Genomic DNA, 12,039 nt, shown 5'->3' on the forward strand with positions numbered 1-12,039 from the left:
AAGATTGAGCAATGACGAAGCCCGGCGCAACCTGCTTCTGGTTTGAATAGCGCAAGAAAGACCGCTCGATGCGGTCGAAGCGAAATCAATCAAGAAATGCTGGTGCGCTTGCATACATGCGCTAGGCATCCACGCAAACCTTCCAGCACGGCGGGGTGGATGCCGCGCTTCGACAATACGTAAGTCGGTAATCTTCCTGCCGGGCCTTGAAGCTGTCGAGGGGGTGCTCAAATGTCCTTGGCTCGCCGGTAGGCGGCTGTCCGTTTTGGGATATGGCATTTGGTGATAACTGCCGTTCGCGCGCGTCGCCTATTCGACCAATATCGGCCATTCGATAGTTGCCGCGCCCAGACAATGCACACGTAACTAGCTGCATGCACAAGGATGCGGTAGTCAGCGTTCGGCAACGGAGTAATGTTGATGAGGGATACTGAGCATTCAGGCGGGAAGCGATCAGCGCGGTGGCGTGCTGATGAAAACGAGGATTTTCGCTGCAACAACCTGACTGCCGTCATCGAGGAGGCGAAGGTCGCGGTAGATGGCGGCATGATGACTGGGCAATATCATGAGGGCTATTCCGGCGCTTCGGGGGTGTCCGCATGACTGGGTCGCTCGCTGGCAAGCGCGCCCTCGTCACCGGCTCCAGTTCTGGCATCGGCGCGGAAAGCGCGCGGTGGTTGGCGAGGGCTGGCGCATCGATCATCGTCCACGGCCGCGACCCCGCCAAGATCGCGGGCATTGAGGCGGAATTGCGTTCAGCCGGAATCGACGTGGCAAGCGTATGCGGCGCGCTCGACCGGCCGGACGATGCGCGCGCCGTCGCGGCGGCGGCGATGGAGATCGGTCCTATCGACATATTGGTCAACAATGCGGGCGGCGCGGCGTCCGGCAACGGATCGGCACAATGGTTCGAGGCGACGCCGGAAGAGTGGGAGAGCGGTTATCGCGCCAATGTCGTGTCCATGGTGACGATGACGCAGGCGATCACGCCGGGCATGATCGAGCGCGGCTGGGGTCGGGTGATCCAGACAGCGAGCGCCATAGCGGACAACAACATCTCGACCATCCCCGACTATAAGGCGGCGAAATCGGCTGTCGTGTCCTTCACCGTCAGCCTCGCCATTGCCTTACGCGGAACGGGGGTAACGTCCAATGCGGTCAGCCCGGGATTCACGGTGACGGAGGGGCTGCGGCAATGGATCGAGGGCGAGGCGGCGAAGAACGGCTGGGGCACGGATTGGCCGGAGATCGAGCGAAATGCGGCCGCCGCGATCTGGCCGGCGCTCGTCCCGCGCCTAGGCCGCACGGAGGATATTGCCCGCGCCGTGCTGTTCCTGGCCGAGCCGGGCGCTGATTTCGTGACCGGCCAGCATCTGCGGGTGGATGGAGGACTGGCGCTCGCCTGAGGATGCGGCGGAAGGGGGCCGGGCATGGCGACGATGCAATCCGCAGGGCTCTTCTCCGGGCGAACGCTGGCTTTATCCGAACCTTCATAGCGGCGGAATGGTCTTCGGCGTGGCGCGCGTTCTGCCGGGTCGGAGCAGTCCGGGAGGCGGCACTGCACGGTTTGGAAGCGCTCGCAATCGACTGTCGGATGCCGCCCGATCTCCCGTATCCGGTCGCCTGCTAGTGCTTGGCACCTACATATTTGATTGCCAGTTGCGGAAGGGCCGCGTTTCGATCTTGGGCACCCGGGATTGGCCGATAGGGGAATGTCCGCTTCAGTGTCAGGATGCCGCAACCTAGTTCGGCATCTGGTGCCACAAAGGCAGTCCCCTCTTTGCCGGAGGTGAGCCACAGAGCCGCGAGGCGGCCACGTTTGCGGCGGATGCCTACCATGGGCGCTCGCGCCCTAGCGCCGTACCCCTTCCTTATCCGGCCCCTCTAATGGCGGTGGCATACGGCTTGCCGGAAATATGCCCGCCGTCAGCCGTTTAGCAGAAAATCTCTTGAGGTTTCGAAACCCCATCATTTAAGGTCGAGACGGTCTTGTCTCGACCTCGGTCCAGCGGCCCCGACGATCTAGGCATCATTGCACTTTCATCGCTGCCATCCCCGCAGCGAGAAATGCCGCTCAGCCAGCGCGGCAAGGTGAAGCGTGTAAGTTCAACGCTAAACCTGAAAGCCAGCCCCCCCCCTGTCGCCTTCCCGGAATACGAACTTTGGTGTGACCGTTGTGACCTCAGCAGCCCCAATTTCTCTCCCAAACCGGCTCAACCATTCGTGACCCAGGAATGAATGTTCAATCTTCCGTGTGCTGACGAACGTGTCGTGTGCCCAACGTCAGAAAACAAAAGACACAAAAAGTAACTTGACGATATAACATATCAAAATCAATTGCCCCCCTTCAATCGCGGGGTAATGACATGAGGATCAATCAATTTGGGAAAGCGGTGATGCTACTTGCCGCAGCATCAGTCACAACCGAGGTTTGGGCAGACGAGCGATCGGCCGAGGCGAAAGGTGAGCAGCGCGACCGGCGACAAGGTGACATCGTCGTTACGGGCCGTTCGCTCGCCACCGACGAAATTGCATCGCCTCTTCCGGTGAGGGTACTGGCCGGTGATCAGCTGGCCCATCGCCGGCAAGGCGGGTTAGGGGAGACGTTGGCTGGGCTTCCAGGCGTCCATCTCGACAATTTCGGCGGCGGGGCGTCGCGTCCTGTAATCCGTGGCCAAACGCTGCCGCGCATCGAGGTTCTGACCGACGGTGCTAACCTGTTCGACGTATCATCGATTTCACCCGATCACGCTATCACCACTGATCCGCTGCTGCTCGATGCAATCGAGATCCAGCGAGGCCCTGCTGCGATCCGTAATGGCGGGAATGCCACAAACGGTGCGATCAACCTGATCGACAGCAAAGTGCCAAAGGCAGTGCCCGCCAACGGTGTCACCGGCGCTACCGAAGTGCGGTTCGGCACCGGCGACGAAGAAAAGACGGTGGTGGGCCGGGTGACTGCTGGCGTTGGCCAGTTCGCCGTCCATGCCGAGGCTGCACGCCGCGCAGCAGAGGACTATGACATTCCGGGCAGCTATGGCTCGGACAAGCTGCGTGACTCCTTTGCCCGAAGCACGAGCTATTCGGTTGGCGCGTCCTGGATCACATCCAAGGGATATATCGGCGCTGCCTACTCGCGGGTGGAAAGCAAATATGGCCTGCCCGGTCACAGCCATATCAACGGCGTCTGCCACGCGCATGGCCTGGACTTGCATTGCGCGACCCAGGGTGGCTTCGATGATCCATTTGGCGGACCTGACAGTCATACGGCTTATATCAAGCTGAAGAGCGACCGGACTGATGTCCGAGCCGACTATGACGATCTGCTGCCAGGTTTCAGCCATGTTCGGCTTCGCGGGTCCTATACCGATTATGCGCATGACGAGGTTGATGGAGAGCTGCTGTTTTCCCGCTTCACCAACGAAGTTTGGGATGGGCGCCTGGAACTGACGCATAAGCCTGTCCTGGGTTTTAGCGGGACGCTGGGCCTGCAATACACCAACGGCGCATTCGGCGGTATCAACGTCAACAACCGGCATAAGCCCTTTCCTAACGGGGCCTATGGTTTTGATGGAAGTCCTGATTATCGGACCGATAATATCGGTGTGTTCCTTACCGAGCGGCGTTCGTTCGGTGCCGTCGATATAGAGGCGGCTGTACGCAAGGACTGGCGCCGGATTGATGTGGGCGCTCCGCCGTGGCGCTCCACCGTTGGCCCCGAACTGGAAGGCCTTCTCGGCGAGTGGTACGGTGCAGATTGGAAACAGGTTCTCGAAAGCCAGGACGTGGCTCGTTTCCGTACCCGCAATCCTACCGTGCGCCACAATCCGTTCTCTGCGTCTATCGGCGGCACCTGGAATGTCGGGCAAGGCTATGCGCTGGCGCTGTCCTACGGACACACTGAGCGGGGCCCAGGGGTTCGGGAACTCTACGCGCGCGGAAACAACCTCGCGACCAACAGCTACGAACTGGGGTTAGCCGTTGGCAATCCAATCCTCAACGAAGCGGGCCGAGCCGCTGAAGACGTGATGGAAACGACCGACGCGGTCAATCTGACGCTGCGCCGGGTCGGCGGACCGCTCGAGTTCGAGGTCGGGCTCTTCTACCAGAATGTTGACGACTATCTGTTTGCTCGCCTGATCGAGACGGAGACCGAGACCGGCATCCCGCATAACTTCCTGATTTATACAGCGGCTGAAGCCCGCTTCATGGGGATTGACGGACAAGTCAGCTACCGGTTCACGCCACAATCGCAGGTGACAGTGTTCGGCGATTATGTCGACGCCAAGCTCAAAAAGGAACACGATAATCTGCCCCGCATCCCGCCGGGTCGGCTTGGCGCCCGCTATGAGCACAGTGCTGGTCCGCTTACCGGCGATCTGGAATATTTTCATACCTTTGGACAAAGCAAGGTCGCGTCATACGAAACACGCACTGGTGGTTATGACATGCTCAATGCCACACTCAGCTACCGACTCAACGTCGGTCAGGACAGGGCTGTCGAGTTCTATGTTCGCGGCACGAACCTGCTCAACGAACTGGCTTTTGCGCATACCTCGTTTGTGAAAGATCAGTCGCCCCTGCGTGGCCGCAGCGTTGCATTCGGCATGCGGCACGTCTTCTAACCCAGCGGGCATAGCTTCATGGCGGCGGGCAGAACGCCCATTCCACTTCCCGCCATGAGTGCCTGCAAGGCGATGCGAACCCTATCACGCACTGTACGACAAACAGGAATAGCCATTATCGCGGAATTCACCTGTCTTGCTCCTGGCGTCGCCGAAAACCGGCCATTGCCGCTCATGCTCGCGAACGGCAGAATTGTCCCAAACCCAGTCCTGACCTGAATGTCCGCTGCAGGGCGCAGCAATATCGCTGTCAAACGCATTTGATGGCGCATTCGTCGATGCCGACCGCAGCCGCGCCGAGGTTCATGCGCCCTTCGTTGAGCCCTTCTGGCGCAAACCGGTCAGCCCACTCAGTGCCGCAGATGAATATCCGCCCAACAGCTTTCCATCGTCTGATGGTGTCAGGAATGTCTGGCGTGATCGATCGGTATTCCAACGCCCGCAACGCCGAAATGAAGCTGAAGAAACCCGCGCCGACGATCCACCGAAGCTACAAGGAAATCATCGACAAGCTGGCGCGGGCGAAGGCCGACGGATGGACCACTATGGGCATTTTCATCCTCAGTTCCGCAAGCTCCGAGGAGCAGCCAAAGGTCGAGCGCGGACTGAAAAGGCTCAGGCAATCGGTCACGCAAGAACGCGCAACCCGGCCATGAATGCTTCATGAAAATCGTGCCGCCGCTCAATCGCAAAGCGACGGTCGGATTTTACGAAACAGCGTTGCATGTACAGAGGAGAAAGCGGACCGACGGACCTGGGAACCAAAGATTCAGGTCTGAACGGTCGGGATGGGTCGATTCTGGATCCGTGGTAAATTCTTGATCATTACGCGTCCCCGGCCGCACACACCAGGCTGCCTACACAAGGACAAGCCGACGCATCATGGCTGCTCGGGAATGCCTGTAATGCGGATCCCTGCGCCTTCCGCTACCTTATAGCGTTTGTTGATGGCGATAAGGACCGAGGTCAGCGCCTCCGCTGCCGCTGAATTTGCGAGCGGTCCGGCGTGCCAAGCGGTGATGCCGATCGCCTTTGCCAGTTGACACACGGTCTCGCGCGCTTCGATATCGTCCCCCGTGACCAGCACATCGCAGTTGACGGGGCTGTCGAGCGCGGAGAGCTGATGTGCCGCTACGTTCTGAAAAGCGGAAACGACGCGCACTCCCTCGCCCAGCTCTTGCTGAAGCGCTTCGACTGCCGATCCGCCTCCGGGCAGCTGCACACGTGCAACCTTCGGCGGGATCAGGGGCACGGTGACGTCGATCAGGATCTTGCCTTCAAGTTCAGCGCGGACCTCGCGCGCGAGGGTGCGTTGAGCCGCATAGGGCACCGCGAGCACGACGATCTCCCCCATAGCCGCCGCCTCCACATTGCCGGCACCGACCACCTCGCCGCCCGCTGCGCGCGAAAGCTCGTTCGCGGCGTCGACTGCGCGGGCCACGTCGCGCGAACCGATCGCGACCTTGTATCCCGCGCGCGCCCACCGCGCTGCGAGACCCGCGCCTTCATGCCCGGTGCCGCCCAGAACCGCGATGCTTGGCCTTATTTGCGTCATGCTTGTCCGATTACCTCCAAAGCTGGTCGGGGCCGCCGGCGCGGCACCGTTTGTTCTGCGACTGCGACCGGCGCCGCGCCGCGTGCTGCTTCCGTGCGTTCGGCCGGGGCTGGCCGGTACAGCGTGTCGCGCTGAAGCGGTATGCGCCCGGCGGCGGCAATCACACGCTCCATCATCTGCGGCGACCATTCCTGGCCATGCGCAGCACCCGCAGCGCGCGAAATGCTCTCATTCATCAGCGTCCCGCCCAGATCGTTGACCCCTGCGTCAAGGACGGCGCGCACACCTGCTTCGCCCATCTTCACCCAGGACACCTGGATGTTGGGGATGAGAGGATGGAGCACCAGCCGCGCCACGGCGTGCATCAGGACAGCTTCCCGGAAGGTCGGACCGGGACGCGCGCGTCCTTTGAGGTAAATCGGCGCTTCCATCGCGACGAAGGGCAGCGGCACGAACTCGGTGAAACCGCCGGTGCGCGCTTGTAGGGCGCGGATCGCCAGCAGGTGGCGGGCTTGATGCTCCACATGTTCGATATGGCCATACATGATCGTCGCCGTCGAACGCAGGCCTGCTTCATGCGCCGCCTCGATCGTCTCCAACCACTCCCCGGTCGATAGCTTTTCGGGGCACAATGTGTCGCGCACATCGTCACACAAAATCTCAGCGGCGGTGCCTGGCAGACTGCCTAGACCCGCCTCGCGCAGCAACGATAGGAAGTCGGGCACATCGATCCCCAGGGAGGCCGCGCCATGACGCACTTCGAGCGGAGAGAAGGCATGGACATGGATGTCAGGCGCGCCCGCCTTCGCTGCCGCGAGCAGGTCAAGATAGGTCTGCCCGGTATAGCGCGGATGGATGCCCCCTTGCATGCAGACCTCCGTCGCGCCGCGCGCCCAGGCCTCAGCAGTGCGGCGCGTTACCTCGGCAAGGTCCAGATCATAGGCGGGACCGCGCAGTTCAGCCGCTGTCTTCCCCTTGGAAAAAGCGCAGAAGGCGCATTTGTGAAAGCAGATGTTGGTATAGTTGATGTTGCGATTGACGGCGAAACTGACGATCTCGCCCACCGTTTGCGCGCGCAATGCATTGGCGGCGGCGCAGACGGCGCCCACATCCTCACCCCGCGCGCCCAGCAGCGCGGTCACCATGGGTTCCTGCGGCGGCTCACCACGGCTGAGTGCCGTCAACGCTTCGCCGACGCTTGGATCGCGAGCGGGACCGGCATGACCCAGATGCAAGGCTGGAGTTGGCATCGCAGCGCCCACGCGCCACTCGTCCGTTCGCGGCAGGCCGTGCGTGTCGATCGCCCGACGCAGGCGGCCATGGAGGCCCGGCGCCTGCCATCGATCGCAGTCGAGCACATAGGGCGGATGCGCCGCGAGCCGTTCGGCAAGAATGCCGCCATGCGCCTGCGTCTCGTCATGCAGGCGGGCGAGCGCCGGCCAGGGAGCCTCGGGATTGACATGATCGGGCGTCACCGGTGACACGCCGCCCCAATCATTGATCCCTGCCTCGATCAGCGCGCCGAACCCACTGCCCGCGAGGTTGGGCGGCGCCTGGATTGCCATCTCTGCACCAAATACAATCCTTGCCATCGCGATCGTCCAGAGCAGCTCTTCGCGATCCGGCTCCTGAACAAAGGCCATGCGCGTGTCCGCCTTCGCACGAAAATTCTGGACGATGATTTCCTGGATGTGCCCGAACTGCTGGTGCAGGTCGCGCAGCGCCAGCAGAGCGTCGATCCGCTCGGCGCGGGTTTCCCCCAAGCCAATCAATATGCCACTGGTGAAGGGCACGCGTGCCTCGCCCGCCAGCCGGATCGTCTCCAGCCGCACCGCTGGGGCCTTGTCGGGAGAACCGAAATGCGGTCCCCCTTTGGCGCTGAGGCTCTCTGACGTGCCTTCCAGCATCAAACCTTGCGAAATGGTGACTTCCCGCAGCGCGGCTATGTCGGCCGCACCCATCACACCGGGGTTCGCGTGGGGAAAAAGCGCCGTTTCCTCCAGCACGAGCCGGCACATCGCCACAAGATAGTCCAGAGTGCTGCCATAGCCCAGGCGCGCCAGTTCGTCGCGCGCGGCCCGGTAGCGAAGCTCCGGCTTGTCACCAAGGGTGAAAAGCGCCTCTTTGCACCCCGCCGCCTCACCCGCGCGGGCGATCGCGATGACCTCGTCCGGGGTCAGGTAGCAATTTTCCCCCTGACGAGGCGGATGCGCGAACGTGCAGTAGGAGCAGACATCGCGGCACAGGCGCGTGAGGGGGATGAACACTTTGCGAGAATAGGTGACGAGCGCGCCGAACCCTTCGTCGCGCAGCGCAGCCGCTCGCGCCATCAGCGCGTCGAGCGGCTCACTGGCGGCCATCTGTCGCAGTTCCGCTTCGCTGGGACCAAGCTGGCTCTTCATCCTACAGCCCGTGCCCACAAGGTCGCTTAACGCCATGCGAAACATGCGGCTGAACGTCGGGTTCGCATGGACGCAGCACCTGCCACCCTATTGGACGCGCACAGGTCAAAGATCGGCACCGTTTCCATCGCAGCCTGATATCCTAGATCTTGGCAATGACGTCGTCAGCGAAGCGCTTGAGATCGTCCATCTTGTCCGCCAATGGTTGCCTGTCCTCTTCTACGGCATAGAGGTTCCTGAATGCGATCGGCATATCGGTGACGCCCAAATCCTCATGTCGCTTGACCGCATCGACGTCGATCTCGCCCATGGCCGTCGCGAACAGGCGGAATGGCTTGTTTTGCGTTCCCGCTTCAGCACGATAACCGTCGATCTTATCGATCATGGCTGAAAGCTGGTCGGTCCCGCCATTGCCGCCAGCATACATGAAGCCGTCATTATGAGCCGCGCGCTTGAGCGCTGCGTCGGAAAAACCCCCGATCAGAATAGGCAGCGGCTTGCCCGGAACCGGGTTGAGCTTGACGGACGGCAGATCGTAAAACTCGCCGTGAAACTCGAAATAACCGCCTGCGCAAAGACCCCTGACGATCGCAATGCACTCATCGAAACGCTTGCCGCGCTTCGCAAAGGGCACCCCCATGGCGGCATAGTCTTCGGGCCATACCGACAAGCCCACGCCGAGGTTGAAGCGATCGCCGGTAAGCGCTGCGATCGACGAGGCAAGCTTGGCCGAATATAGCGGCGGCCGGACCGGCAACTTCACGACATTGGTGGTCAACTCCAGCGTCTTCGTGGCCACGCCGATCGCGGTCGCCAGGATGAAGCTTTCGATAAACGGCTTATTCTCCAGAAACTCGCGCCCGCCATCTTCGGTATAGCTATATTCGGTATCGGATCCCTGCGGATAGATGAGGCTGTCGGGGATCGTGAAACCGGCATAGCCATTGGCCTCGGCTGCCTGTGCCAATGGAATGTAGTTGGATATGGGGGTCATGCTCTCGGCATAGTGAAACCGCATTCCGCTCTCCCGTTATCTATCGCTTTATGAAACCACCGCCTGGCAGCAGCTTCGTGCTGTTGGAGGCACACTCTATCCGCATTTCCACGGTCACACCAGCCGTTTCAGGCATATTTGCGTAGAAAGAGGGGAAGTTCTTCGCCAAATGGAGTGCATTCGTTAGCCGACGAGGAAGTCTGCTGTCAGATCCTCTACCTCATCGATGTCGAACTGGAGACCTGGACGAACGACCTCGACAAAGGGCAGCCTGTGACGGGCTGCTTCATCCCGATGTGCCGCAAGGCTGCCTTCGCCATAATGGAAGCGGAACGCTGCTGCCGCCGGGAGCGGTAGGGATAAAGCATTCGTACCCCGACCGGCCCGATCGGGCGCAGCAGCCAGCGCATCTGATTGGACATTGATCAGCGCCGCAACATCATCCGCCGTTATCAGTGGCAGATCCGCCGACAAGGGGATCAGCCGGTCGACCCCAGCCCTCGCCGCTGCACATTTTGCACTGGCAAGCGCAGCATTAAGGCCATGCCCTGCGTCGGGGAGCAGAGGAACATTTTCCGGGAGCCCATGGCGCGACGGGCCAAGGATCAGCACCTTGCCTCCAACCGCGCTCGCCGCTGTGAAAGTGCGCTGCAGCATGCTCGCTACCAGCGCGCGTCGTCCGGCTTCATCGAGCGCAGAAGCCAGCCTTGTCTTGCAATCCGCGGGCGCCTTGATCGGGATGACGATCCAGCAGCTCATCGTCCGGCAGCGATCCGGTCCGCCAAAGCGAGCGCCGCACGCGCCACCCGAGCCCGATCGTCAAGCGACACCATAAGCGTGTCCGTCAACTCATGCGGGATGTCGATCCCCTCGCCCCCATCTCGCCCATCCACAATCAGACCATCGATGATGCCAGCATAGTGAGCGGCTATCGTGCGATTATTTATCTGGAGGCCAAGCTCATTCATCAATTTCGCCGTGGGTCCCTTGACCGCCTTACCGCCTACGATTGGGGAGACGGCCACGACTGGCGCGCTCGCGGCGGCCAGCGCTTCCCTGACGCCTGGCACAGCCAAAATAGGATCGACGCTCAACCAGGGATTGGATGGCGCTATCACGATAGCCCGGGCGCTGGGACTGGCGATCGCCTCGATCACGCCCGGAGCCGGTTTCGCCTGCTCCGCGCCATCGAACCGGATCGCCCGCACCGCAGGGGCACAACGCTGCTCAACGAAGTAGCTTTGGAAGGCGAGTTCACCGCTGTCGGTAATCACATGCGTTCCAACCGGATCGTCACTCATCGGCAGGACGGAAAGACCCAGTCCCCATGCGGCAGCGAAACGGCCGGTGACGGCACTTAAGGTCTCTCCCCTCGCCAGCAGGTGGGTGCGCAGGACATGAAGCGCCATGTCGCCATCGCCGAGCAGGAACCAATCCTCTCCTCCCAACGACTTCAGCGCATCCATGAAGCTCCAGCTTTCGCCTTCGCGCCCCCAACCCTGCGCGGCGTTCGCCTTACCCGACAAGGTGTAGAGCAGCGTGTCGATGTCCGGGGAGATGGCAAGGCCCAGATGGCGAAAATCATCGCCCGTATTGACGATCGCACTGATATCATCAGGCGCGGCCACTTGCATCAGGCCCAGCACAAGCTTGGCCCCGCCAACCCCGCCAGTCAGGACCGTAATACCCTCGCTCACCGGAAGAGGTCCTCTTCCAGTGGACGGACGAGGGCTGAAGCGCCGACGTCGCCGAGCGGTAAGGACAGGCCTCGGATGAGGACGGCGGGGACCCCTTCGGCTCCTTCGCCCATGGCCAGCGTGGCTGCAGTGGCGATTTGGTCGGCGAGCGCGATCTGGGTGACTTCCAGGCGGCGACCGTCCCGATCTAGCTCCCCCCTGCGATCTACGAGCGAAGGCAGGCCCGATGCGCCAAGAGCTACACCCACGACCCCATGGCGCCAGGGCCGTCCAAAGCTGTCGGAGATCACCACCGCGAGCGCGCCGCCCAACGCGGAGCGGAGCGCTTGCGCCGAAGCGTCGGAATCTTCAGGGAGCAGCAGCACATGCTCCTCGCCTGAACCGGTATTCGACCGATCGATGCCGCTGTTCGCCATGACATGGCCAAGGCGATGGCGCGTGATCAGCACATTGGGCGCGGCACGGACCACGCTGGCGCTCTCGCGGAGGACCAACTCTACAAGGCGGGCATCCTTACGCACATCTTGTGAAAGCCGTATCGCTTCGGGACTTGCTTCCACCGTTTCAAGGTCCACCAAGCGGCCTTCTGCCTTCGACACAATCTTCTGAGTGACGACCAGGACATCCCCGCTCGCGGGGGGCCAAAGTCCGGCGCGCTCCAAAGCGTCGTGGAGAAGGACGGAAAGTTCGTCCCCCGGGCCTATCTCCGGCAGATCAGACAAGGGATAAATTGCGATCATGCCTGCTCTGTAGCTGGAGTGAGTTC

At 61.7% G+C, this 12,039-nt stretch carries 10 protein-coding genes; 4 read left to right on the forward strand and 6 right to left on the reverse strand.

What is annotated here, in order from left to right:
• Window positions 1-420 precede the first annotated feature (420 nt).
• From FHS54_RS02540 to FHS54_RS02555, 4 genes are all read left to right on the forward strand, one after another.
• Window positions 421-603 carry a hypothetical protein gene (locus tag FHS54_RS02540; RefSeq protein ID WP_167302210.1) on the forward strand — a complete coding sequence of 61 codons (183 nt, stop codon included), beginning with the start codon at window positions 421-423 and terminating at the stop codon, window positions 601-603.
• On the forward strand, window positions 600-1,406 hold the full coding sequence (locus tag FHS54_RS02545; RefSeq protein ID WP_167302211.1) for an SDR family NAD(P)-dependent oxidoreductase: 807 nt from the start codon (window positions 600-602) through the stop codon (window positions 1,404-1,406). Before FHS54_RS02540 ends, FHS54_RS02545 begins: the two co-directional genes overlap by 4 nt.
• 960 nt (window positions 1,407-2,366) lie before the next feature.
• On the forward strand, window positions 2,367-4,625 hold the full coding sequence (locus FHS54_RS02550; RefSeq protein WP_167302212.1) for a TonB-dependent receptor domain-containing protein: 2,259 nt from the start codon (window positions 2,367-2,369) through the stop codon (window positions 4,623-4,625).
• Between the two features lie 278 nt (window positions 4,626-4,903).
• Window positions 4,904-5,281 (forward strand): hypothetical protein, encoded by a 378-nt coding sequence (locus FHS54_RS02555; protein ID WP_167302213.1) that lies wholly within the window; start codon window positions 4,904-4,906, stop codon window positions 5,279-5,281.
• 224 nt (window positions 5,282-5,505) lie between these two features.
• Here FHS54_RS02555 and npdG read toward each other — a convergent pair whose 3' ends face one another.
• The 6 genes from npdG to cofE form a co-directional block, all read right to left on the reverse strand.
• Window positions 5,506-6,180, reverse strand: coding sequence for an NADPH-dependent F420 reductase (gene npdG / locus FHS54_RS02560; protein ID WP_167302214.1), 675 nt, complete (start codon window positions 6,178-6,180; stop codon window positions 5,506-5,508).
• Complete coding sequence (cofH, locus tag FHS54_RS02565) at window positions 6,177-8,582, reverse strand: 5-amino-6-(D-ribitylamino)uracil--L-tyrosine 4-hydroxyphenyl transferase CofH (protein ID WP_243855579.1); 2,406 nt, start codon at window positions 8,580-8,582, stop codon at window positions 6,177-6,179. Before cofH ends, npdG begins: the two co-directional genes overlap by 4 nt.
• 142 nt (window positions 8,583-8,724) lie before the next feature.
• Window positions 8,725-9,600 carry an LLM class flavin-dependent oxidoreductase gene (locus FHS54_RS02570; protein ID WP_167302216.1) on the reverse strand — a complete coding sequence of 292 codons (876 nt, stop codon included), beginning with the start codon at window positions 9,598-9,600 and terminating at the stop codon, window positions 8,725-8,727.
• Between the two features lie 159 nt (window positions 9,601-9,759).
• Window positions 9,760-10,335, reverse strand: coding sequence for a 2-phospho-L-lactate guanylyltransferase (gene cofC / locus FHS54_RS02575; RefSeq protein WP_167302217.1), 576 nt, complete (start codon window positions 10,333-10,335; stop codon window positions 9,760-9,762).
• Window positions 10,332-11,273 carry a 2-phospho-L-lactate transferase gene (gene cofD, locus FHS54_RS02580; RefSeq protein ID WP_167302218.1) on the reverse strand — a complete coding sequence of 314 codons (942 nt, stop codon included), beginning with the start codon at window positions 11,271-11,273 and terminating at the stop codon, window positions 10,332-10,334. Before cofD ends, cofC begins: the two co-directional genes overlap by 4 nt.
• Complete coding sequence (gene cofE / locus FHS54_RS02585) at window positions 11,270-12,013, reverse strand: coenzyme F420-0:L-glutamate ligase (RefSeq protein WP_167302219.1); 744 nt, start codon at window positions 12,011-12,013, stop codon at window positions 11,270-11,272. Before cofE ends, cofD begins: the two co-directional genes overlap by 4 nt.
• Window positions 12,014-12,039: the final 26 nt, after the last annotated feature.

Source organism: Sphingobium vermicomposti (assembly GCF_011762025.1).
In the GTDB taxonomy this organism is placed as follows: Bacteria; Pseudomonadota; Alphaproteobacteria; order Sphingomonadales; family Sphingomonadaceae; genus Sphingobium; species Sphingobium vermicomposti.